Source organism: Salimicrobium flavidum (assembly GCF_900156645.1).
GTDB lineage: Bacteria > Bacillota > Bacilli > Bacillales > Halobacillaceae > Salimicrobium > Salimicrobium flavidum.
Genome location: NZ_FTOC01000015.1, coordinates 1 through 25,023, shown reverse-complemented (window position 1 = coordinate 25,023; position 25,023 = coordinate 1). Strand labels below are relative to the sequence as shown.

23 protein-coding genes are annotated in these 25,023 nt (G+C 37.7%); 20 read left to right on the top strand and 3 right to left on the bottom strand.

Annotated features, from left to right (window positions below; genetic code table 11):
* Positions 1-80 precede the first annotated feature (80 nt).
* The 5 genes from BW944_RS13780 (at position 81) to BW944_RS13760 (ending at position 2,327) form a co-directional block, all read left to right on the top strand.
* Positions 81-320 (top strand): hypothetical protein, encoded by a 240-nt coding sequence (locus BW944_RS13780; RefSeq protein ID WP_143525724.1) that lies wholly within the window; start codon positions 81-83, stop codon positions 318-320.
* 45 nt (positions 321-365) lie between these two features.
* Positions 366-770, top strand: a complete 405-nt coding sequence (locus BW944_RS13775) for a DUF4181 domain-containing protein (RefSeq protein WP_234983190.1) — start codon at positions 366-368, stop codon at positions 768-770.
* Between the two features lie 268 nt (positions 771-1,038).
* Entirely contained in the window at positions 1,039-1,482 is a 444-nt protein-coding gene (locus BW944_RS13770) for an SgcJ/EcaC family oxidoreductase (protein ID WP_234983189.1), read from the top strand.
* A gap of 168 nt (positions 1,483-1,650) precedes the next feature.
* The gene (locus BW944_RS13765) at positions 1,651-1,986 is read left to right on the top strand and encodes a PadR family transcriptional regulator (RefSeq protein ID WP_076560660.1); all 336 of its coding nucleotides are present in this window, start codon (positions 1,651-1,653) and stop codon (positions 1,984-1,986) included.
* Positions 1,987-1,988: 2 nt separating this feature from the next.
* A complete protein-coding gene (locus tag BW944_RS13760; RefSeq protein WP_076560658.1) occupies positions 1,989-2,327 on the top strand; it encodes a DUF1048 domain-containing protein in 339 nt (112 codons plus the stop codon).
* Between the two features lie 148 nt (positions 2,328-2,475).
* Here BW944_RS13760 and BW944_RS13755 read toward each other — a convergent pair whose 3' ends face one another.
* Positions 2,476-2,898: a CBS domain-containing protein gene (locus BW944_RS13755; protein ID WP_076560656.1), complete on the bottom strand. Its 423-nt coding sequence runs from the start codon at positions 2,896-2,898 to the stop codon at positions 2,476-2,478.
* Between the two features lie 402 nt (positions 2,899-3,300).
* Between BW944_RS13755 and BW944_RS13750 the strand changes: the two genes are divergently transcribed.
* Together BW944_RS13750 and BW944_RS13745 are read left to right on the top strand one after the other, a co-directional pair.
* The gene (locus BW944_RS13750; RefSeq protein ID WP_076560654.1) at positions 3,301-3,603 is read left to right on the top strand and encodes a hypothetical protein; all 303 of its coding nucleotides are present in this window, start codon (positions 3,301-3,303) and stop codon (positions 3,601-3,603) included.
* Positions 3,604-3,798 (top strand): helix-turn-helix transcriptional regulator, encoded by a 195-nt coding sequence (locus BW944_RS13745; protein ID WP_076560652.1) that lies wholly within the window; start codon positions 3,604-3,606, stop codon positions 3,796-3,798. It abuts the gene before it with no gap.
* Positions 3,799-4,029: 231 nt separating this feature from the next.
* On the opposite strand, the gene BW944_RS13740 is transcribed toward BW944_RS13745, so the two are convergent.
* Entirely contained in the window at positions 4,030-5,358 is a 1,329-nt protein-coding gene (locus BW944_RS13740; protein WP_076560650.1) for a 6-phospho-beta-glucosidase, read from the bottom strand.
* Between the two features lie 166 nt (positions 5,359-5,524).
* Between BW944_RS13740 and BW944_RS13735 the strand changes: the two genes are divergently transcribed.
* The 13 genes from BW944_RS13735 to BW944_RS13675 all read left to right on the top strand — a co-directional run bounded on the left by BW944_RS13735 (position 5,525) and on the right by BW944_RS13675 (position 24,803).
* Positions 5,525-6,244, top strand: a complete 720-nt coding sequence (locus tag BW944_RS13735; RefSeq protein ID WP_076560648.1) for a MurR/RpiR family transcriptional regulator — start codon at positions 5,525-5,527, stop codon at positions 6,242-6,244.
* Between the two features lie 144 nt (positions 6,245-6,388).
* Entirely contained in the window at positions 6,389-8,731 is a 2,343-nt protein-coding gene (dptF, locus tag BW944_RS13730) for a DNA phosphorothioation-dependent restriction protein DptF (protein WP_084193768.1), read from the top strand.
* Positions 8,728-10,131, top strand: coding sequence for a DNA phosphorothioation-dependent restriction protein DptG (gene dptG, locus BW944_RS13725; RefSeq protein WP_076560646.1), 1,404 nt, complete (start codon positions 8,728-8,730; stop codon positions 10,129-10,131). Before dptF ends, dptG begins: the two co-directional genes overlap by 4 nt.
* A complete protein-coding gene (dptH, locus tag BW944_RS13720) occupies positions 10,112-15,181 on the top strand; it encodes a DNA phosphorothioation-dependent restriction protein DptH (protein ID WP_076560644.1) in 5,070 nt (1,689 codons plus the stop codon). The genes dptG and dptH overlap by 20 nt, the downstream gene beginning before the upstream one ends.
* 78 nt (positions 15,182-15,259) lie before the next feature.
* The gene (locus BW944_RS13715) at positions 15,260-15,448 is read left to right on the top strand and encodes a hypothetical protein (RefSeq protein WP_076560642.1); all 189 of its coding nucleotides are present in this window, start codon (positions 15,260-15,262) and stop codon (positions 15,446-15,448) included.
* Between the two features lie 3 nt (positions 15,449-15,451).
* Positions 15,452-17,410, top strand: coding sequence for a DNA sulfur modification protein DndD (gene dndD / locus BW944_RS13710; protein ID WP_076560640.1), 1,959 nt, complete (start codon positions 15,452-15,454; stop codon positions 17,408-17,410).
* A gap of 137 nt (positions 17,411-17,547) precedes the next feature.
* Positions 17,548-18,834: an IS110 family RNA-guided transposase gene (locus BW944_RS13705; protein WP_076560638.1), complete on the top strand. Its 1,287-nt coding sequence runs from the start codon at positions 17,548-17,550 to the stop codon at positions 18,832-18,834.
* A 405-nt stretch (positions 18,835-19,239) separates the two neighbouring features.
* Entirely contained in the window at positions 19,240-19,677 is a 438-nt protein-coding gene (locus tag BW944_RS13700; protein WP_076560636.1) for a hypothetical protein, read from the top strand.
* 15 nt (positions 19,678-19,692) lie between these two features.
* Positions 19,693-21,771, top strand: a complete 2,079-nt coding sequence (locus BW944_RS13695; protein ID WP_076560634.1) for a DEAD/DEAH box helicase family protein — start codon at positions 19,693-19,695, stop codon at positions 21,769-21,771.
* Positions 21,772-21,782: 11 nt separating this feature from the next.
* Positions 21,783-21,968 (top strand): hypothetical protein, encoded by a 186-nt coding sequence (locus tag BW944_RS15100; protein WP_076560632.1) that lies wholly within the window; start codon positions 21,783-21,785, stop codon positions 21,966-21,968.
* Complete coding sequence (locus BW944_RS13685) at positions 21,958-23,958, top strand: AAA family ATPase (protein ID WP_076560630.1); 2,001 nt, start codon at positions 21,958-21,960, stop codon at positions 23,956-23,958. Before BW944_RS15100 ends, BW944_RS13685 begins: the two co-directional genes overlap by 11 nt.
* The gene (locus tag BW944_RS13680) at positions 23,951-24,412 is read left to right on the top strand and encodes a DNA phosphorothioation-associated protein 4 (protein ID WP_076560628.1); all 462 of its coding nucleotides are present in this window, start codon (positions 23,951-23,953) and stop codon (positions 24,410-24,412) included. The genes BW944_RS13685 and BW944_RS13680 overlap by 8 nt, the downstream gene beginning before the upstream one ends.
* 31 nt (positions 24,413-24,443) lie before the next feature.
* Positions 24,444-24,803: an HU family DNA-binding protein gene (locus BW944_RS13675; protein ID WP_076560626.1), complete on the top strand. Its 360-nt coding sequence runs from the start codon at positions 24,444-24,446 to the stop codon at positions 24,801-24,803.
* On the opposite strand, the gene BW944_RS13670 is transcribed toward BW944_RS13675, so the two are convergent.
* Positions 24,787-25,023, bottom strand: a 237-nt coding sequence (locus BW944_RS13670) for an IS3 family transposase (protein ID WP_143525723.1), incomplete at its 5' end; no start/stop codon positions are given. The genes BW944_RS13675 and BW944_RS13670 overlap by 17 nt on opposite strands.

The following is a 25,023-nucleotide window of genomic DNA, read 5'->3' as shown; positions in this document are numbered from 1 at the left end:
GCACAACGAAGTGATCGCAGACTTCAGAAGGTGGGAGACGTGAGAAATTTGTCTGAGGAAAAGAAACAGCTGTATTTTATATGACGTTGGGTTACATAGGGATGGTGTTTCTACTTCTAGCAGGATTGCGATTTCTAATGATAGGAGATGCTGTCGGGCGTGTATTAGTTCTGGTAAGTCTGTTATGCAGTGGGGCGTTCTTCCGTTACATAAAAACCACTTATTTTCCGAAGACGAAAGGTGTACGTGTCGTTAATAGGAATGCTTTCACAGTGTTCGTAGGTATCACTGTACTCGGAACCTATTTATTATTCCAGTGAATGTCTGAGTCGGAGGTGTTGTATCTGTTAGGATCAACGTTTTTGATGAAGCTGGCTTTGGTTTTGACTATTTTCGTACTACTTGGTCATTTAGTCACAATTACAATGAGAAAAATACTCCAAGTGGAGAAAAGAGGTGTTTTCTCTCGTCAATATCTGAGCGAAATGCATAAGAAAATGGAATGGATGATAAGAATCACTTTTTTGGTCATGCTGGTCGCTGGAGTTATCCTTGTAGGGACAGGAGCGGTTAGGAAAATATTCTGGTTTATGCAGCCGCATGTGCTGCTTATCATTACTATGTTTATGACGGAATTGCTCAGAGCAGTCATGGAATGGAAGCACGAAAAGAATAGGAATGCTTACATTTTCACCTTGAGTCAACTAGCGTTGATAATAATTTTTATGATTGTTTTGTTTTTGACCGATCTCTTAGTGTGGTATGGATAACTTACTGAATTATACCTATACCTACCTTAAAGGTAAAAAAAGGAATTAAACTATCATCTGATTCAAAGAACCTGTTGTTCATCTTTGGCCCGCTTTTAGGAGGGCTTCTTATCTATCAGATTGTTGTTCTGCCTATCTTCAGGGCGATCGGAACAGCCCTTGGCTTCATCGAAACATGGTACCCTCGGTATGGGAAGGAAAGCTTCAAGGCATAACAGCTACACAAGATACGTTGAAATGAATTCATCAACTAATGAGGAGTGTTTTCATGAATCAGGAAACGGAAGTCAAAGAAACTTATGAACAGTTGATCAAAGCATGGAACGATCGTAATGCTGAGAGAATGGCTGAACTATTCACTGATAGCGGGGAACTGATAGGGTTTGACGGAAGCCTTGTCCAGAACCGGGAAGAAATCGTTTCTCACTTGCAGCCGATTTTCGAAAACCATCCTACACCTCCATTCATACATAAAGTTAAAGAAGTGAAATTCCTCGGTGAGCAGTCGGTACTTCTGCGTGCGATTGCCGGGATGGTGACGCCGGGTGAGGATGATATCAATCCGGAAATGAATACACATCATACCCTCGTGTTGATACGCGAGAAGGACGAATGGAAAGTTGAGCTATTTCAGAATACTCCTGCACAATTTCATGGTAGGCCGGAACTGGTAGAGGAAATGACGAATGAACTGAAAGAACAGAGCGGCTGAGTTCTTCTAACGAGCCTCTTGGGTTAACCGGACCCAGGAGGTTTTTCTTTGCCCAAAGCCGAATCATTCGGCTTGATTTCTTCGGTAATATGTATTACTATGTACTTGTAGTAAGTGTTACTTCATACCAGTATAACAGAATACTGAATAACGTAAGGAGCGGTGCAGATGGGGAACTTCAGAGAAATGATGAAAGGGGTGCTCGAAGGATGCGTGCTTGAAATCATCAGTCGGGGAGAAACATACGGGTATGAAATAACCCAGCAGCTACGGGAGCTCGGTTTCACCGATGTCGTGGAAGGTACTGTCTATACAATCACTATGCGCCTTGAGAAGAATGACCTTGTGAATATCGAGAAAAAGCCATCGAATATGGGACCTCCCCGTAAGTTTTATACCCTGAATGAAGCGGGACGGGAGCATCTGGAGCTATTTTGGGACAAATGGGAATTCGTATCCGGTACCATCAATAAACTTAAAAATGGAAATCAGAGAGGGGAATGAACATGAATATATTTGAAAAAATCACTGGTACGATGGCTGACAAGCGCGAATGGAAAGCGATGGAATCCCGCGCGAAAGAACTTCCTGAAGAATATTATGATGCTTATAAAGCGATTCAGAAGTATCTATGGACGACCGGAGGGCTAATGGATTGGAAGGGTGCCAGACGCATTTTCGGAGGAATTCTCGATCTCTTCGAAGAGGGGGCGGCGGAAGGAAAGACGGTCACTGAACTCATAGGAGAAGATGTAGCATCATTCTGTGACGAGTTGGTCAAGGACGAGAAGAAGTGGAGCGACAAGTACCGGGAGAAATTGAACGATACGATTACCAGTGAGTGAATGGATGATGATCGGAGATTTATCAGACAGAAAAAGGCCGCGACTCCTACGAATTAAGGAAGAGTCAGCGGCCATAGTTTTTATGGGTGCTTTAGATCTTGGCAAAGCATGGGTTCTATTATTCAGAAGTGAAAACTTCCGTCAGTTGTTATTTGTCGCTTTTTCCTTTGGATGTTTCAGTTACTATATTGCCAGCTACTTCATCAGAACCTTTCAGTCCGATATCGCCTATACTGACGACACCACTGATTTTGTTATCGTCGACAATCAGCAGACGACGGATCTGGTGGTCCTGCATAAGCCGGGAAGCTTCGTCGATTTCCATGTCAGAGGTTCCTGTAATGATTTTTTCCGTCATGATCTCAGAAGCTTTGACCTCCTCTGGGGAGCCTTTGGCTAATCCTTTTACTACGATATCACGATCAGTCACTACACCTGAATACTGACCATTTTCAACGATAGGTATGAACCCTACGTCTTCTTCTCTCATCTGCTTAGCAAGAGTCATCAAATTATCCGTGGAGTCGCAAGAAACTGTGTTTGTACTCATATACTCTTTCAGTTTTGTCATAGTTGCACATCCTTTCTAGTTGATTAACATCTTATATACGTATGATTTACTTTTATTGGGAGTACCAAACGTGATATTAAGATATTCAGTGAAGTCACTACTAAAGTCAGGGGGCACATAAGGTTATTGTTGATAATAATTCTCTTTTTTTCTGAAAGTGGAGGAGGTCTTCCGGGTATTTCTTCAGGTCCGTGAGAAAGGATAACATTGTGAGAAGCGGGAGAACGTCAACAAATAATAATTAGAAAGGCTTTGGTTTGCAGCGTGAGAAAGCACTACACGCTTATCTACAGCCAGAGAATGATTATGTTTGAGTATGTAAAAAGAATTTGACACTTTTCTGGTTGATGATATTATATGGAATAGAAGGTTTTTACATACTGATGGGAGTGAAAAAGGGTTATGAGTTGGGAAGTCGGTGTGTTTTTTTCATCATTAGCAATTCTGGTTTTGCTTATAGCTATTACTTTGGTGTCGCAATTCAAATTGGGAGACGAAAGAAAAAGTTTCATTAAAATGAAGGCTCAGTCTTATACTTTTATGGTTACAATCGGCGTGCTTTTGGTTGAATTTTTTGAATCAGTTTATATGAACGTGTGGACGAAGAATCCTTATGAAGGTATGAATCCATTTACTTTTCTCGTGGCTATTTCTACGACATATTTAATTTCATTATTTATTTCGAATAAGAAGTATGGTGGTTGAATGAAGAATAGAATTCGGGAATTAAGAAAATCAGTGAACCTTTCACAGAAAGAAATAGCTGTACGTTGCAATGTATCGAGGCAAACAATTAACGCTATTGAAAATGATAAATATGATCCTACTCTGCAGTTAGCTTTCAACATTGCTTCAGTACTGGATACAAAAGTGGATGAACTTTTCATAAACGATAGCTGAACCGTTTCTGAAAGATGGAAAACCGCAAACGAAAAGGCCACCTAGTTCTTAGGCGGCCTTTTCGCTTGCGGTTTTCGTTGCGTTCAGCACCGATTTTTCCGGCTGAACACCACTTAAAATTCGCAATCGTTGTGTTCACGGGTCAAATAGATGCGCGAACCCGACGCAAAACTGTTTTTTGTTGTGTTCAGAGCGAAAATTAGCATCTGAACCCCACACAAAGTTCTTCAACTAACTCAATACTTTCGGAAAAAACTGAGGCAAATGCTCTTTATGAGCTTCCATCATATCGTCGATGATCGCTTTTGCCACGTTATCGGAAGGCGTCAGCGGATTGATGGTAAGAGCCAGCACCGCTTTTTCATAATCACCGGTCACAGCGGCTTCCGCAGATAGACGCTCGAACGACTTGATTTCTTGTACGAGTCCGCGCACGGCTACAGGCAGATCTCCGATGGCTATCGGTTTCGGACCGTCTTTCGTGATGACGGAACTGATTTCCACCGCTGAATCATTCGGAATGCTTGCGATAGCGCCGTTATTTTTCGTATTCACGGGCTGGATGTCGCGTTTATCCGTGTAGATGGATGTGATCAGGCGGACAGCGGCATCCGAGTAATAAGCGCCACCGCGTTCCTCGAGCTGAGGAGGCTTCTGTTCGAGCGTCTCATCTTTGTAGAGTTCGAACAGCTCCGTTTCGAGTTTCTGGACGACTTCGGCACGGGTTCCTTCCGCAGCTGCTTCTTTCTGCGTTTTCTCCAGCATGTCTTTTTTCTTGTAGTAGTACATATGATAGGGGCAAGTAAGGACATTTAAAGAGCGGACGAACTCAGGCTCCCAGCCAAGGCCTTCGATATTTTTTACGAAACTCGAGTTTTCCGGATTCGAAATCAGTTCAATCACTTCCTCTTTCCGGCTCACCCCGTCGACGAATACATCCAGGCCGTACACCATATGGTTCAGCCCGGCAAAATCGATACGGATACGAGAGTGGTCCACACCAAGCAGTTGAGCTACACCCATTTCCATCCCGATTGGCACGTTACACAGCCCGACGACTTTGTCGATGTTCGAATAACGTAGCACCGCTTCTGTCACCATACCAGCAGGGTTCGTAAAGTTGATGAGCCATGCATCCGGACAAAGCTCCTCCATGTCACGGCAGATATCAAGTATCACAGGGATGGTGCGCAGTCCTTTGAAAAGACCGCCCGGACCATTCGTCTCCTGACCGAGAACGCCGTGCTCCAGCGGAATCTGCTCGTCCTTTGCACGTGCTTCAAGCAGCCCGACTCGGAACTGGGTCGTGACGAAGTCCGCATCCTTCAACGCTTCTTTCCGGTCGAGTGTCAAGTGCACCTCGATCGGCAATCCCGCTTTCTCAATCATACGCTTCGCCAGGTTTCCTACGATCTCCAATTTCTCTTTTCCCGCTTCGATATCCACAAGCCAAAGCTCGCGCACCGGCAGTTCCTCATATCTGTTGATGAATCCTTCGACAAGCTCAGGCGTGTAACTGGATCCTCCGCCAATCGTTGCAATCTTGATTCCTTCTTTCATCATTTCCACCTCCAAGTGATGTAACCATTACCTGAAGTGTATCGTCCGGAATCTTGAAAAGGAACAGCCCAGCGCCAGTCTGTCGGTTATGACGTGGGTTGTCATTTGTTACTATAGTGTAACGCCCTGTTACATGATAAGATGGAAGAAAACGGAGGTGGAGCACATGTTCACCCAGGATGTCATCGCATCGTTCAATGATCTCGATCATTCATTATATGACTACATCGTCAAAAATAGCGACAAAGTCATCTACATGAGAATACGCGAGCTGGCGGAAGAAACGCACGTATCCACAGCGACCATTCTGCGCTTCTGCAGGAAAGTCGGATGTGAAGGATTCCCGGAATTCAAGGTGCGCCTGAAGATGGAATTCGAGGAAAAGGAAGATGCGAAAGTGAAAGGGCCGGAACATTTGGTCATGGAATTCTTCGAACGCACCCTGAAAGGGGACCTTGAGGATAAAATCAAAGAAGCGGCAGCACTCGTGGAAAATGCGGAAAACATTCTGTTCATCGGTGTCGGAGGATCCGGCATTCTGGCAGAGTATGGAGCCCGTTATTTCTCCAGCCTCGGCAAATTTTCCATGTATGTGAAAGATCCCTTCTATCCGATCCACCCGAAATTCCGGGATAACAGTGTCACCATCGCTCTTTCGGTATCAGGAGAAACCAACTTCACGACGACCCATCTCACTCAGCTGAAGGAAGTAGGGAGCACCATTATCAGCATTACGAACAATGCTTATTCCCAAGTGGCGAAGCTGTCAGACGTGAATATTCCTTACTACGTATCTGAGGAATGGTACAAGGGTTCGAATATTACGACCCAGGTGCCGGTGTTGTACATATTGGAGGCTGTGGCTCGTGAGTTGCACAGGAAATAATACAATTAGAATAGAGGAGCGCAAATTTTTGTGTAAGATTGCTTGGTAGCTGTCAAAACTGAGTAATAATACATTTCTAATTACAATATATACCTCTTGGTATGATAGAATATAATGAAAGAAAATGTTATAAGGTGAGGTATAATGTCTAAAATTAATGAGCAATACTATCTTTTTCAATTCGTAGAAAGCTTGAATGAAGATGCCTTTATCACAGGTAAAAGAATAGAAGATACTGTATATGAAAATCCCCAATCAGCTTGTATAGCAGGAAGACAAATGCTTGAAGCTATAATTGAGCATGTATTTAACTTAGAAAATATAGACCAATATGGAATGAGTTTATTTGATAAGATCAATTATTTGGATAGAAAAGGTTATTTTACACAAGAAGCAAAGCAAAGCATGGACACCATAAGGGTGATAGGGAATAAAGCGGCTCACGAGCCAAAATTTGATGATGTAGAAAAAGCAATTAAGGTATTTAAAGAAATTTATAAAATAGCAAGATGGTACGCTGAAGTTTATTCTTTTAATTTAGAGATACCGGAGTATAGAAACCCTTCTCCTCCTTCTAGTAACGATCAAAATCCTGATGAAATAATTGAAGAAGTTATGGAACGACTAAGAAAACAAAAAGGAGAAGCGTTTCGAGGTGAAGGAGTAACAGGGAATGAGACGAGTATTACTCCTGAAAGAAAAAGTGAAAACAAGCAAGAAGATTCTATAACTCCTGTCATCCCTTATGAACTACCTGCAAATCAAAGTTACTTACTTAAAGAACTTAGAAGGTTGCAGGAGTCTTCTCAGGAAGCAGTGGATAGCCCTGAGGATTTTAGTGAGTTAAAAGACTATATGCACGTGGACCGTCAAATTCAAATTGATTTAGAGAAAATTTTATCTACTGAACAAAAAACTGGTGGTCCATCTCTAGTATTATTGAGCGGGAGTGTAGGGGACGGAAAGTCACACTTATTATCTTATTTAAACAATAGAGAAGACAATCTTCTCAAGGGTTATCGAATTTACAACGATGCCACAGAAAGTTTTGACCCTCAAAAGAGTGCGGTAGAGACTTTAACAGAAGAACTAGATAGCTTCTCAGATCAAAGAATAGACAGCGCTGACGATAGAGTTATTATAGCTATAAATTTGGGTATTCTTAATAACTTCCTAGAAGCTGATCACGGGGAAAAGTCATTTAATAAATTAAAGGAATTTATTAATAATAGCCATGTCTTTGAAGCGAATATTCAAGAAAAATATAGTGAAGGTCCTTTTCATATTATGAGCTTCAGTGATTACCAACCATTTGAATTAACGGAAGAAGGTCCGCGCTCTTCATTTTTTGAGTTAGTATTCGAAAAAGTATTCAATACAAGTGAAAAGAACCCCTTTTATGCAGCCTACCTTAAAGATAAGCATAAAGGGATCAACGTTTCCATTCACGATAACTATCAATTCATGATGAACAAAACAGTTCAACATCATGTAATTGATTTATTAATAAACACAATAGTTCAACATAAATTGGTGATATCAGCCAGGTCTTTATTTAACTTCATAGCAGATATCGTTATTCCTGAAGGTTATTCGACTATGGAAGATTTGTTGTCGGTAGATTCTGAGAAATTAAATCATACTACCCCAGAGCTTCTTTTCAATCGGAAGGAAAGATCATACATTCTCGATGCTATGAATGACCTCGACCCTATTCATTACAGATCGAAAAAGACGGATGATGTTCTTATAGCTTTGAATACACTTGATGATTGGGAAAGTATCATCTCTGAACTAATTGAGGATAAAACACCTTATAAGTGGTTTGAAGATTATATTGAAATGAAAAAGGAACTTGGAGAAGTTACAAACGCAACTGAACAGTCTATATTCAAAGCATTAATACGTACTGCTTACTTAACATCAGAAGATTTAAACGAACAAGTTAGACCTGAATCCTTCGATAAATATATGAAATATTTGTATGCATTTCACAGATATGATAAGAAGTTGATTCAAGATTTTTATACTAAAGTACCAGAAGCAATGTTTTATTGGATGGGTAGCCCCAAAAAAGACTACATCTACATTGATAATAGAGGAACATTTAAAATTGCCCAGCACTTAAAGTTAAATCCAAGTTTGGCTCACCTTGAACAACTACAGCGCAATAGTAATGGTGCTGTAATAAGAAATTTTCATACTACGCTTACAGTTGCTTATACTTCTACCGATCAGGAGTACAAAGCGGAACTAAATGTGGATTATCACTTGTATAAGTTGATCTTAGCAGTTTTGGATGGGTATCGTCCTAATAAAAAAGATGAAGAAGACGCTATCCAGTTAATAGAGTTCGTAGAAAAGGCTCTCAAATTTGGAAGTTACAAAAAAGAATTACTTGTACACATACCTTCTGAGCATAAGCTATACCGATTAGAGAAAAATGTTTTTGGTAGTGTTGTATTTGAAAGGGACGAACATCTATGAATAACAAACTTCAAGTTGAAAAATTAAATGAAATTATAAATCCAAGTCGACACAGTAGGGGAAACGTGAATGAAGTACTTCCCTTTGCTGCAAATGATTCGAAAGCTCTGCTAAAAGGTGATTTTAAGCCGATCGTTGGAGAATTTGCACGGCAAGTCGCGGAGGAAAAACTGAGTGATGAGGAAGACCCTCTTAAAATTAAGGAAACACCAGATTCAGAAAACTATAGTATTGTTAAAGAAATGACCGCAGAGGTAGAAGGGGCTACTGCAGAAAAATATGATTTGGAAAGGTTATTGAAGAAGTTATTGTTTCATGATCAAGATAGCGATGTGAAAGTTCTTCATCCCTATATCTTCAAGTACTATCCGTTAACATCTAAGAAGAAGAAATCATTAGAAAAGAAAGTTGCTAAGTTTTTAAAAGATGTACTCGTTAATAATAGTAGAGAAGAGGTTTCCAAAAGTTTTGTGAAACAAGGTAATGAAGACTTGTTAGTATCAATGATTCTTGACCATTTAGATGAACTCAATAGTGTTCAAAACGCAAAGTCTTATCAAAATTTATTACCTAATCTATCAGAGTTATTTGTAGACGACTTTTTCTTTATTAGTAAGTATGAGGATTACTTTTTGGAAAATTTCCAAGTACTTTTACAGCATTATTATTTTGTGTATGTCTCACAACTGACTTTTGCATTTTCCAAACTAGAAAACGGAAGCCTATCTAAAGTTGAACCATTGTTCTACACATTGGATTGGGAATCTTTGAATAAGAGAAGAAAGGCATTCGATGGTGTATACAACTTCCGTAACCTTAGAGAAAAAAGCCAGTCTACTTTTATACACGTCCACGTCCAGTCACAGCTTAGCCATAATTGGTTGAACGAAGATATGAAATTTATGAGTTATGCTGAATTGTACGATTTATTGAATGAAGAAGTATCTGCAGAGGAAAAAGATGCATTCCTTGAAGATATCAAGGAATGGTTGACCGTCTATGGAGATAAAATGGGGGTCGAAGTGCCAATAAATATATCATCAATAAATGAAGCATTTAGCGCATTATTTACTATGCTTTCAAAAGGAATGTCTGAAGAAGTATCGAGAAACTATGGAAAACTCATTGAAGACGCAGCATATGGGAAGTTTTTGAAGGCTAGAGGTAGCCTGGGACAGACTCTAAATATTACTCAGGACTTTCTATTATTGTTGACAGCTCTGGCAGTGAAAGATAAGGGCCGAATTCCACTTAAGCAATTATTTGAGGAATTTGAGAAACGCGGGATTGCTTTAGATCAGTATTCTAGAAAAGAAACAATGATTTTGTTAGATAATTTAAACATTATAGAGAAGAAAAGTGATAGTGGGGATGCTCAATATGTTAAATCAATTTTATAAATATATTAGTGAAATGTTAATAAATCAATTGGCCTCTTATACTAATGCTGGAGATCGCTATTACTTGCAATTGGACGACGCTCGGTATGTAAGAGGTCTTGTTGAAGAGATGAAGAATGTAGAAGGTGCTGAAGAATTCATTTACAACCATGAATCTGGCGCTACGTACAAAACTTTCTCTATAGAACTGGATAACGTGAAATTAGTTGTATCTTCAACTTCTGACGGAGTTACTCCAGACTTTTTAGTTACACTAAGAAATGCAGTTGGTGAACAAAGGGAAGAATGGGAAAATACTGCATTACTAAGTGTTGTGTCAGAGCAACTAGATAGTATTGAAGGTGGAAGTAGCAATCTCCAAAAAGAAGGGATGCCTCTTCACCCACAAACTTTATATCGGTTTTTATCCAACGAAATTAACAATAGTGCTATGAAAAGAGCTGATAAGACGATCTTGCAAGAAAACCTTGATCGATTATTAGATGATCAATTCTTGCAGCAGGTATCGCTTTTGGATTTTAAAGACATTTTCACAACGCTTGAGAAAGAAAAAATTGAAGAAGAGGACTTTGTGAAATTTGGAATGTTTAAAGACCTTGACTTGGAGAATAGAAGTGGTAAAGAGCTTAAAAAAAGGTTGGAAGAAAACCACAACTTATTTGAACGGGTTCAACGAGCACATGAATTCAGTGACTCTGTAGAAGAAGAGCTTGAGAAAAAGTTCAGTAGTAAAGGAGTTCAGGAACTAAAAAAGGAAAATTGGGAAGATGTTCCTTTTTCTTTGGTATATAATTCTATGGAAGAGAAAGAGCGAGAGGATAAAGAAGCTAAGGTATATTTAAGTCGATTTGATATACCTGGTTTAACTTATTGGGATCGTCCCCAAAAAGAGTCGACATCTGGACAAAGAAAAAGACAAATAATAATATTCAATAATGAGCGACGGTGTCACATAGATCTTAACGCACGATTTGAAATATCAGGAAAGACTATAAGAAGCCTGAATGATGACTATGTAAAGGTTCAAAAGCAATTCCAAAAACATGTTACTACCAGCACGGGTCAAAAGAACATGAAAATATCAATTGAGACAGAGCCTGATCAAGTTACATTTGCCAAAGTGAATTATAAGCACGAAAACAATAACTCACTTGGTGCGGAATTTCATATAGTTATTGTTCCTTTCTCGGAAAAGTATCTTCAATATATTAAAACAAATTATATAGTAAACTCCTCTAAAAAACGAATTGAACTCATCAATGAAGTTGAGGAATTAAAAATTGGAGAAGGGTTATTTGAATCTACTGTGGAAGTTAATTCAGCCAATCAAATAGTGGAAGTCAAAGATGAAGACTCCATTATTTTACTCCCCCAACTGGATGCTTTTAACGACAAAGATGAGTTACCAGTTAATATTAATATTGAAGAAAAGGGACCTTTTGAGCTGGTATTGAAGAATTTCTCTCCAGATGCTACACCTATTCGCGCTTCTAGAATATGGCGCATAAAAAGAGAATTGAAAAATGATTTTCAATTTGAAGTAAATAAACTGACGATCGGAAATAGAGAATTCTATACCCATCCTGAATACTCAGAGCTATTGAACTGGGAAATAGAATGGGTTGCAAATGGTTATATGTATGCACAATTAAATGCGGATCAACTAGAAGGTTTAGAGCTGAATGTGGAAGATGAACTAACAAATGCTTACTCTAATTTTCTCAACTATTTTAAGGAAAGAAATATTACCCCCACGCTTGCCTATATAAGTGAAGATTATAAAAAGGTAGCCATCCCTTACGTGGAAGCATACAAAGAGGCAATTAGAAAGCTTAGAGAAGATTCAGGTGCTGAAAAAAGAAGGAACTTAGTAAGACTTGGAATATTAAAAGGGCATAATGGTATGTATTTGACACCTTTTCATCCATTGATGGTAGCTTACCAACTTCAAATTTCCAAGAAGCTTGGTACTCAAGAAATTGATCAAAGTATATTGGAACGTTTGAATCCCAGTGGTTTGCTTCCATATTTTTACGATGATCTAGGGAAGATTTATAAACCTGATAATGACTCTTCCATTAAGGAATGGCTTGGTTATAGCCCTGTTAATGAAGTGTCCGTTTCTGATGCTTCAAGTTATTTGGCTAAGGTAGTAGAGGATAAACTTAAACAATTTGAAGAACACTTCACTTACTTGTTCGTTGAAGGAGCAAGAGCTCCGATCAAAATAAATGTACTGAACATCACTAATGACAGGGAAGTAGTAAGGGGATTATTAACTTGGCTCAAAGATCAAATTTCTAAAAAAGGCCCGGACCATACGAACCTAGTAGAAGTTTCGATCTATTTTGATGAGAAACAAGACAGTGCTTTAGATTTGTTTTCGCGGCTACAAACACCTGAGGAGATCTATCAAGAGTTCAATATTAAATTAAGCTCTGATAAATATGATGAATACGACATTTTGCGATTCTTGAGGGACTCTCTTAGCTATTACAAGTTCAAATTTCAGGATACTCTTCGTTATGCTCACCTTACTTTTTATAAAATGAAAGGTAAGGAGAATTTTGCCATTCGTCCTATGAAAGAGATGAAGACTGGAGTAAGTCTGGATGGATTACTTTCTTCCGTTCCTTCTATGAGAGATGAAGACACTTATAAAAGTGGATTTGGTCTCAAAGGATATGAAAATATAGAGAGTTTACCATTACTGGATATTGCGAAGCTAACAAATGAGCTTACTGCCAATAATGCAAACGAAGGTTATAATGCATACAGTCCAGAGCAATCAGTAATGTCTAGAACGACTACTGATGATGAAGAGACTTTAAGTAGAATATTTGAGTCATCCTTTTGGGTTACTTTCGTTGACCCAAGTATGGGTTTAGAATATTTTCAATCCTACAAAAATCTGGTTATTATACATTACAATGATCAATATTCTTCTTCCTCTCGGTACGATGCGATAACTGTAACTGAAAAAGCAACTCAATATAATAACTCCATTAAGGAATTTTTAAAAAAGCACGATATCGAAGCAAGTGAAGATGAAATAAAACAAGTAATTAAAGCCTTTAATTCGTTTAATGGAGAATGGTTATTAAGAATTATTGGGAGTAAAGGGTACTTTGATCGTGAGAAGTTAAGTATTATATCTGCAATCAAATATGCATTAATTTATTTCGATCACCCTAATATTACCTGGGTTCCTGTTTCTTTAGAGGAAGTGTTAAGAGTTGCAGGAGCCGTAGGCTTGAATAGGAAGAATGGTGTGTTTACAGCTAAAAACCTTGGCGTTACAGGTGCTCATAGTGACGACTTACTCTTAATAGGACTGGAACAAACAAATGAAAATATTAAACTTCATTTTTACCCTGTTGAAGTTAAAATTGGTCAAAATTCACGATCAGTGATTGAGAAAGCAAAAGAACAAATTACTAAAACAAAAGAGTTGTTTGATACTTATCTTAACTATGATAATTCTGGAAACAGTAACTTCAATCGTGAATTTTATAGGCAGTTCTTTGTTCAATTGTTTTTAGCCAATGCGGAAAAATTTATACAAAGTGAACTATGGAATGAGAAAAACTACGAAATCAGTGATTATGTGAAATATAGATTATTTAGTGATCAATTTGAAGTAAGCAGTGACCTTGTTCCACTGATTGGAAAAGGAGCTGTAATCTCTTTTGAAAAAGACAGAGTAGTACGGACGGTGGAACAAGATGAAGAGGGCACCATTCTAAATCTATCAGAACGAGACGGGTATGAGGGGTTGATTGAATCTGTTGAATCTTATAGAGAACAAGTAGTAAGTGGAACCACGGATTTCCAAACTGAGCCTTTATTAGTCAACAGATATCACGTTGAAAGAGATGGTTCAAAGTCAGCTCCAATATCAAATGACCCACCTTCAGAAGAAAAGACGAGTGAAGCGTCGAGAATGCTAATTGGGGAAGTAGAAGGCTCTAAACAAAAGGTTTATTGGGAGTATGGCCATCCACAGTTGGCAAATCGACACTTACTAATTTCAGGTAAGTCCGGTCAAGGAAAAACCTACTTCATGCAATGTTTATTAATGGAACAGGCTCTTCAGGGAACTTCAAGTATTATTATTGATTATACAGAAGGGTTCTTGCCAAACCAGTTAGAAAATGAATTTATGGAGAGGCTAGGGGATAAGCTTAACCAAACAATAGTATATACAAGCGGATTTCCGGTTAATCCTTTCAAGAAGAACTCCAGAAACATTGGTGGAATTGATTTAGAAGAAAACGAAACTGATATAGCTGAGAGAATTAAAAGTGTATTCTCTGCTGTTTATTCTTCTCTAGGTGTCCAACAATTGAATGCAATATACGAAGCTACAAAAAATGGAGTAGCTAAGCACGGAGCTCAAATGTCATTAACTTTACTTAGAGAAGAATTGCAGGAGTTAGGTAGTACTTATGCTCAAAAAACTCTTTCTCAAATTAGTAATTTAATCGATAGAGATCCATTCGAGGTTAAGGAAGAGGAAATTAATTGGAAGAATATTATAGAAAGTAATGGAACAGTAAACGTTATTCAACTTACAGGCTATCCTCGAGATGTTCAATTAATGATAACAGAATTCATTCTTTGGGATTTATGGAATTTCTCAGTTCAGCATGGTAATAAATCTATTCCAATACCGGTAGTAATGGATGAAGCTCAAAATCTGGACCACCGCGAACATTCGCCATCTGCGCGAATCCTTACAGAAGGCAGGAAGTTTGGTTGGTCTGGATGGTACGCAACTCAATTCTTAAAATCCCAATTGGATGCAGATGAACTTGCAAGGCTGCAAAATTCATCTCAAAAAATATACTTCGCTCCTCCGGAACAAGAAGTAGGGACTATTGCAGCAAGTTTGGCGAAGGATAAAAATGAGAGAAGAGAGTGGGAAACTAAATTAGCAGGATTAAAGAAAGGACAGTGCATCATCCATGGTCCAATACAACAGGCAGATGGTAACTTGTCTAATCCCATAATAGAAGTTGTTAATATTACTCCGTTAAACCAAAGGTAACAATTTAGAGGCCATCTGCTTACAGATGGCCCTTCTTTAAAAGCAATATACATTTTGAATTGAAGAGGAGTAGATGCTATGAAGCTTTCTTTTGATGAAGAGCTCATTTTAAAGAAAATTTGCAAGCAGCAAAATATTCCGGTTGAAGTCATGGGGAACATATTTACGTCTGCTAGAGATCATTATTATTCAAGTAAGAGTAATGAAGTATTGATAGATGAAATACTTCAAGAGGTTGAATATCAAACGAAAAGGAAGGAGGGGTAAGAGATGCAGTTTCGTTCTTTGAGCTTAGTAAATTTTCGCGTTTATTATGGAAGGCAGACCATAGATTTATCAAACTTCAATAAAAATCAAAAAAACATTACTCTTATTGGAGGATTAAATGGCACAGGAAAAACAAGTATTTTAACTGCAATTCGTCTATTACTTTATGGTATTGATAAAGTTGGAAAGAGAGAATTAGCAGGTTCTATTAATAACAAACATTTTGAAGAGAAAGGGAAAAACTCTGTCCTTGAATTAGAATTCACCTTTAATCAAAAGAATTATAAGATAAAAGGTACTCTTCATTATAACTCAAAGCAAGAACTTACAACTATGGAACGAGAAATGGTTTTGGATAACAAAAAAATTAACCTTACTGAAGCTGAACTTCAGGGATTTATAAACCGAAATATACCAAGTGATGTCTCCACTTTTTTTCTCTTTGATGGAGAGAAAGTGCAAGAACTTGTCGATCAACAAGAGAACGGAGATTTAAAAGATTCTATTCAGGAAATAGTTTCTTTGGAATTTTATAAAAAAGTGTCAATGGATATTAATAAAGCTCAAAAAAAGTTAGAACGTAAGTTTAGTAGAAGGGTTTCTTCTGAGAAAATTCAAGATTTATCAAAGCAAATTGAAGAAAAAGAAGAAGATTTAGGCCAGTATGAAAAAGATCTTGAAGCAGTTAATAAAAATTACAGAATTGTACGAGAGCGCTTAGAGAGTGAAAAGCAGGCAAAAAATGAAAAATTCATAAAGTCTTCTACTTCAAAAAAAACGTTATACGAAAATAAATCAAAAATAGTACGAGAAATTGATAACATTAACTCTATGATAGAAGCTTATGCTACAGACCACCTTCCTTTGTTAATATTATATCCCAAAATTCAACAGGTAAAAGATCGCATGGAAAAAGAAATGGAATACTCGAGGAAGAAGGAAGAAATAAAGCTTAATTTCTCCCAATTTGAGGAATTTATGAATGACTTTATTGAAAGAATGAATGAGAGGGATGAACTTCAAGGAATTGATTATAAATTATTGAACGAACTCGGTAGAAAAAGTTGGGCAAAAGTAAATAATTTAAAAAGATATAAAGAACCTGAAGAAATAGAAATCATTCACGATTTAAATCGTTCAGATCAAAGTAAGTTGCAATCACTTAACTTTAAAGAATTAGACATTAACAAGCAACAAAAAAGAAAAGATCAATTGCTTCAAGACTTAAAAAAAGTGGATCAACAGTTGATTATTGCTCCTGAAGAGGTTGATGTTTCTAAAGAAGAGAAGGAAATAGAGAGATTGAATAAAACCTTATCGCAATATAATTCAGAAAGTCTACATTACAGAGAAAAAGTTAATGGTATACACACTGAATTGACAAGATTAAGAAGAAAACTAGAAGAAATGAGAAAAGAGTTAGACACTAATACTGATTTAGATAAACAACTTGATATGATCAATAAGGCCGCTAAGGTCTCAGCGCAATTTGTCGAAGATGTAACAGAGTTCAAGGCCAAGTGTATCAAAGAAAGCTTTGAATATATTATTGATAAATTGATGAGTAAATCAGATGATTTTTCAAAAGCAGAATTCGATGTAGATAGTTATAAATTAAGATTATTTAATCATTATGGAAATCAAATCAGATTAGCGAATAGGTCAGCTGGTGAAAAGCAAATTATTGCTCTTTCTCTGATCTGGGCTCTAACTAAAAATGCTGCTATAGATCTTCCATACGTAATTGATACTCCGTTAGGAAGACTTGATAGTATTCATAGACGTCACTTGATAAAACATTATTTTTCAGAATTAAGTAACCAGGTTATCATTCTGTCTACTGATACAGAAGTTAATGATGAGCTGTTATCAGAATTAGAAACTAATATAGGCTCTACCTTTAGTTTGGATTATAGCAGTGACACAAAATCTACAACCATAAACGAAGGTTACTTTGTCTAGATTAAAAGGAGCATTCCTGTAATGAAGAAATGTGAGAGGAAATCCGGAGAAACGAAAAATGCATAAAAAAAGTCCCCTTGGTACGATAGAGAGTGTCATGCATGACCTCGAATTAAGTACCGAAGGAGGACTTCACTATGGATTTTACACAAAATCAGCGCTTAGCGCAAATGAACGATCGCACTCTTATTATTGGTGTCGATGTGGCCAAACACAAACATGTCGCACGGGTGGTCGATGATCGCGGCCGGGACCTTGCCAAACGGCTGGTCTTCGCCAACACGATAGCCGGGTTTTCGGAGTTATTGTCCTGGGCGAGAGATCTTTCCCAGGACCACGACCGGCCCGATATCGTGATTGGCATGGAGCCCACCGGCCATTACTGGCTGAACCTGGCTTATCACCTGAAAGCCCGTGGGATTCACACCGTGGTTGTTAATCCGATGAAGGTGAAACGGTTCAAAGAAATGGACGATGATTCCCCGACGAAGAACGATACGAAAGATGCCAAAGTCATCGCTCAAATCGTCCGGGACGGACGGTTCCACGAACCGACGCTACCCGAGGATGTGTATGCGGAACTGCGTGAAGGCATGAAAGTTTACGACATCATGCAGGAAGATCTCTCTTCTATCAAAGCGCAGGTGCAGAATGCCCTGGACCGGTACTTTCCGGGGTTTCTCCAGGTGTTCAAGGATTGGACCGGGAAAGCCGCGCTCCATCTGTTGGAGAAAGGCTTCCTTCCGGAAGACATCCGTCAGGCTTCCGAAGAAGCGTTACTGGCGGAAGTGAAGATAGCTGCCAAACGGGCGGTTGGGCTCAAGCGCATCCAGGCGTTGAAGCAGGCGGCTGAAACCAGTGTCGGCCTCACTGTCGGCTTGCGCATGGGTCGTGAGGAGTTCCGTTATCTGATCGATCAGTACAAGCGAATCGAAGAACGTCTCGTCGCTCTTGAAGCACAACTCGAAGAACTCGTTCTTCACGTTCCTGGTGCTGATCAGATGATAGCTATCAAAGGCGTTAGTGCTTTGACGGTAGCCGGTTTCTTCGCAGAAGTCGGGGACCTGACCAACTACAGAGATCCACGCCAAATCATTAAATTAGCGGGACTCAATCTGAAGTTGAACCAGTCCGGCACATTCAAAGGCCAGACGACGATTACGAAACGTGGGAGAAAGCGACTGCGTAGCTTACTGTTTCAGGTCGCGCGTCCTCTCTCGTGTCACAATGAAGCATTCCGGAAACTCCATGAACACTATCGGTACCGAGCCGCCAATCCCCTCACAGGGAAGCAGTCGTTTGTCGCTCTGAGTCGCAATCTCGTGAAAATCTTTTATGTCTTAGGGACACGGAAGTGTACCTTCAGTGAAACGCGCATGATCCGGGATATCCCCGGCATTTCAGGCTTACAGGAAGCTGTATAAGAAGAACGGAATCATTCGTTGTACGTCCCCTTTCAACCAATAGAAGCACGGAGAAGCCGGTCAATATTTTCACCGTTAGGGCATTGACCCACAAAAGGAGTATTTCCGGCATCCACCATGGTCAGGTCGAACGAAGGAATTTGCGCGCGTAGACGCCGAGAGACGTGGGAGGGTCCACCGCCATGTGTAACGTGGAGATCCAAGGTGCGATTATACGATTCACACCCATTTCATGGAAAATATCCATGGATGTCTGGTTGGTGTCACACCCAAATTCCAAATAACCCCTTTATTTTTATATAGAGGTTCCGGTCACCACCATATACTTCTATAAGTCAAAAGAAAATGGACGAAAAACGATGAAATTCTAAGAAAACGTTAATTTAAAGAGGGAGTGGTATACCGATGAGTAGTATTCATATACCGGGACATACTGATAAAATGCTAGATCGCCTTTTAGCTTATCTGGGGATGGATACAAAGAAGAGATCAGTGGTTTTGAGAATTGCGCTTGCAAAAGGTATTAACTCTGAACAGGAATATACTTTGTCGTATTTTAACGATACGAATGGACGCGAAGTACCGATGACCGCAGTCTGCCCCAACGATTTAAAGGTATATTTCATACAAAGTATAAAACAAAAGCATGAAAGCAATATTGAAGACTCAGAGATAAACAAATTGGTTAGAAGATACTTGATTTATGGTGTGGCAATTATGGAAGATGAATTAAATGAATTAGATGATCTAGATAATTATTTGCAATTCTTGATCGAAAAACATCAGAATGAATTCACTGAGGTTAGTAATAGAAACAATATTAATGAAATTCTCGGTTATTAAAAGTGAGGGTTGCGTTTGTCTTATAAAAAGATTGAGCTACAAAGAAGTTACCGCTCATCAAAAGATCTTGGCACAATTGTAGAGCAATTTTATAATCCAGTTCTAGCTAAGACTTCTGTATACAAAAGGGCAGTAGGTTATTTTTCCAGTACTTCTTTAAGTGTTGCTGCTAAAGGAGTGGCAGAGCTTATAAAAAATGGAGGAAAGATGAAACTTATCGCCTCACCTCATTTAGAAGAAGAAGATATCAAAGCGATTGAAGAGGGAACAAGATATAAAGAGAAAGTAATTGAGGACTCCCTAATTAAAGAAATAGAATTAACAGAAGATATCAAAAAAGAAGAAAGATTGAATTATCTGGCCTGGTTAATCGCTGAGGAAAGATTGGAGATCAAAGTGGTTGTTCATAAAGATCTGAGAAATGCAGGTATTTATCATGAAAAGATTGGAATCATGGAGAGTTTCGACAATGAGCAAATAGCTTTCATAGGTTCTTCTAATGAAACAGCTGGCGGGTTGATTAATAACTTTGAATCGATAGACGTGTTTTGTTCTTGGAAGGATAATGATAAGGAAAGGGTAGAAGATAAGCAAAAGCACTTTGATGACCTATGGAATAATGCTAATGAGTTACTTGAAGTCATGGACGTTTCGAAAGCGCTTAAATCAGAATTAATTAAATATCAAAGCTCCCATCCACCTTCTAAGGATGAAGACCACATTAAAGAGGAGAAAGGCGGACCAAAGATCCCAGACGAACTTAAGCTAAGAGATTATCAAAAAGAAGCGATCACTAGTTGGTTTAAAAACAATGGGCAAGGACTTTTAGAAATGGCAACAGGAACAGGGAAAACTCTGACAGCAATTACTGGAGTTGTGAAATTATATGAACATCTAGGTAAATTGGCTTTTGTTATTACTTGCCCATATCAGCATTTAGTAGAGCAATGGTGTGAAGACTTAAGGTGGTTTGGTATTAATCCTATTGTCGCGTATTCACATTATAAGTGGGAACCTGAATTGATTGAGGAAATAACTGATTTTAATAGTGGGATAACAGATCATTTCTGTGTAATTATGACTAACGCAACATTTCAATCTGCCAGAATGCAAAAATCATTAGAAAGAGTAAATTCTCCTGTTGTATTCATTGCTGATGAAGCTCACCATTTAGGAACGAAAAATTCTCTAAACAAACTTTTTGATTCTTTTCACTATCGTTTAGCTCTCTCGGCTACTCCTCACAGATGGTTTGATGAACAAGGAACGGAGCAGTTAATAGATTATTTTGGTGGAAAAATTGTTTTTCAATACGGGTTAAAGAAAGCTATAGGGAAGCACTTAACCGAATACTATTATCACCCTCACATCGTAACTTTAGAGGAAAAGGAGTATGAAGATTATCTGAAGATTACCCAACAACTTGTAAAGTACTATGTTGAGGATAAAGAATTATCTCAAGCTGAAATGGAAACGAGAGAAACCTTACTTCGAAGAAGAGCAAAAGTTATTCAAAATGCTTCTAATAAAATAGAGGTCTTAAAGAATCTTATGGAAAATCGAACAGAAAGCACACACAACATTTTCTACTGTGGAAGTGGAAAGACTGAGAATCAGCGTAGTCTTGAGTTAGTCACACAACTTTTGGGAAAAGATTTAGGTATGAGGGTGCATCAATTTACTGCTGAAGAAGATCAAAAACAAAGAAAAAAATTGTTAGACCAATTTGAATCTGGAAAACTGCAAGGCTTAGTAGCAATTAAGTGTCTAGATGAAGGTGTGGATGTTCCGGCCACTCAAACTGCTTATATAATTTCTAGTTCTACAAACCCAAGAGAGTTCATTCAACGGCGAGGAAGAGTCCTTAGAAGACATAAAGATAAAAAGTTCGCAGAGATACACGATTTCATAGTAATACCTCGGGGGTTGAATAGCGTTGATGAAATCTCACCAAATTTATTTAATTTAGAAAGAAAAATGCTTCAGAAAGAATTAGTGCGATTTAATGAGTTTGCTTCTCTAGCTTTGAATAAGAATGTAGCTGAAAACAAACTGCTTGAAATTAAGAGAGCTTATAATTTAATGGATATGTGAGGTGGAAAGTTATGGGGTATAAAGAGGAAATAGATAAAATATTAGATGAGTTGAAAGATCCTAGGTATCATCAAATTCTTAAAGATATTCTTGAGGAGGAGAAAAAAATATTAAACAGAAAAGATGCTCGTGGCTCTGGAGTGCTTAATAGAATTGAGGATATTGTCAAAGAAAGGATACAGCCAAATGATCATTAAGTCTATTACATTAAAAAATTTCAGACAATATTACGGGGAAAATACTATCCTTTTTTCCACTAGTAATAAAAGAAATGTCACAGTAATCCATGGGGAAAATGGATCAGGAAAAACAGCTCTTCTAAACGCTACTACTTGGTGCTTGTATGACGAAGCAATTAGCTTGCCAAACCCAGATAAGTTGATTAACGACTACAAGTTTTACTTAATGAGTCCTGAAGAAGAAACGGAAGTATATGTTGAACTCACCTTTCAATCTGGTGACTTTGATTATTCAATGAGAAAAAGTGTAAAAGTGAAAAAAACATTAGAAACAGAAATGTTTATTCACTCAAAACCAACGATTGAATTGTGGATGACAAACTTTGAAGGAAACACAGAGAAAGTAGAAAATTACACTAATGAGATCAATCATCTTATACCTTCCAATTTAAAAACATACTTTTTCTTTGATGGAGAAAGAATAGATAATCTATCTAAAGAAGGTTCTTCAGAAGATGTTAAAAATGCAATCAAAAATATTATGAATATAAACATTTTAGAGAATGCGATTTCTCATACCGATGAAGTACGAAAGAGATTCAGAATAAAAAGAAGTGAAGAAGGATCTGAAGAAATTCAAAGTATTTATGAAAATGAAATAGAATTAGAGAAAGAATATGAAATGATAGAAGAAAAGATAGCAAACTTTAAATCTGAGATATCAACTGCAGAAGAAAGCAGAAGGGCAACTGAGCAACAGCTATCAGAAGTAGAAGAGATGGAAGAACTAATGAAGAATAAAGAAGACAAGGAGTCAAAGTTAACTGATAAGAAAGAGAAATTGAATAATCTTGATAAAGAACTACGTCATACCTTGAGTAATGAGGGTTACTTAGCTCTAACTACTTTCCTTTCAGCAGAAATCAAAAATAATACCGTTGATTATTCTAATAAAAAGGGTACGTCTTCTGTTTCTAAGAGACTTATAGATGAAATTATTAAATCGGGAGTTTGTATTTGTGGGCAAGAAATCACTGAAGATTCTTCGCATCGACAGCATTTATTAGATTTAGCTTCCTCTTTGGATGGTAGAAAAGATAATGTAATAAATAATTTATATGAGCAACTAGGTATGGTAAACGAAAAAAAGAATTACATGATTGAAAGAACACGTCAAATACGAAGTATGTCCAATGAAATTCGGAAAGAAAAGAAAGTATTAGAAACTGAACTAGAACAAATTCAAGAAGAACTGATAGAAACGGATATTGAAAAAGCTAGTAATTTAGGCAAAAAGCTAGCAGAACTTAATGAAAATATTAAAAAGAATGAAATAGACAAAAGAATCCAAGAAGAAAAATTAAAAGAAAAGAAAGAAGAGTTAGATAAGCACAAACGCGAAAAAGAAAAAGCAGAAAAAAAACAATCAAAAGTGGAACTTAACAGAGAAAGAATGGAAGCGTGCGAATCAATTCTAGATACCTTTAGGCAAATATTAAGCGTTCGAGAACAAGAAGTAAAATTAAGAGTTCAAAACAGAGTTTCAGATATTTTTGATAGATTTTTACGTAAATCATACAAGGTCGTTGTCTCGGAAAATTATACTCTTGAGGTTCAAAACCAGTTTGGAAAGAGTGTTGCTTTATCCCAGGGAGAAAGACAGATCACAAGTTTAGCGTTTATTGCTGCAATAGTAGATATAGCTAGAGAACAGGAAAAAGAAGAGTCGAATACTGAATTAGATGACGGTGGAGTTTATCCTCTAGTGATGGATTCTCCGTTCGGAGCGCTGGATTCTAATCATAGAGAACGAGTAGCAGGTAATATATCCAAGCTTGTAAATCAATTAATAGTAATTGTTTCTACCTCACAATGGGAAGGAGAGGTAGAGAACAACATGTATAATCTTACAGGCAAAGAATACAAGTTGATTTACAATGACCCTACTAAAAACCCGGATGAACCTTATGAATATACTAGAATAGAAGAGGTGACTACTGGTGGTTAGAAGAAGAATAAGACGACCAAAGAAATATGATGAATTATATAAAGAACTTACGGATCAAGATGAGTACGGGATATTTGAGACTTATAAAGATGTGTTCATGAATGCTGGTATTTTAGGATATTTACACGGAGAGAGAGAAGAGTTTAATAATGCTGAGCAAATGAACTGGAGTGTCTTTAATTTAGATACTGATGAGGCTGTCATTAATATGGTAGTTTATGGATCTGAAGGAGATGATCAATTACTTAATAATGATGATGACAATTTTTCAAAGAAAATGACAGTGTTTGAAGAGTACGCAGCTAATGGAGTAAATTTACTATATGATGAAGTATTCAAGGACAGAAAAAGTACTTCCATCAACAATTATCAAGAGTTAATTATGTCTTATCAAAATGAGAAGAAAGAATCTACTACTAGTGTTAAAGACATAAAAGATCTGTATTTTTATTAGAAACAATTTTTATTGAAATGGAGGCTAAAGTTTGAACAAGATAGATTTGATCAACGATGTTATTAACAAAACTGGCTTGACAAAAAAAGATGTAGGCAATGCCTTAAACTGTATATTGGATACTATTAGTTCAGAATTAACAAAAGGTAATAATATTAAAATTAATAACATAGGAACTTTTGATGTGAAAGTGAGGAGCGAAAGACAAGGAAGAAATCCTCAAACAGGTGAGAATATCAGTATTCCTGAACAGAATTATCCTACTTTTAAACCAAGTAAAGTGTTAAAGCGCGTAGTTAATGGTGTTTCTGTAATAGATATTATAAAGGAGAACCATAAGCTAAATGATGAAGAAGTGGATCGTCAACACAAAACTAGACCATTTCGTTAAGGTGTTTCCGGCGATAAGCGGCCGGGGTAAGGTAGCCTAATGTCCCGTGAATGCGTATGTTATTGTACCAGTGGACATAATCGAATAAGGCCAGCTCTAACTCCTTAAGGTTCTCGAATGTTTCACCATAGATGAATTCCGTTTTCAGTACCTTATAGGTAGCTTCGGCAACGGCATTATCATAAGGGCATCCTTTTTCACTCAGGGAACGGTCAATATC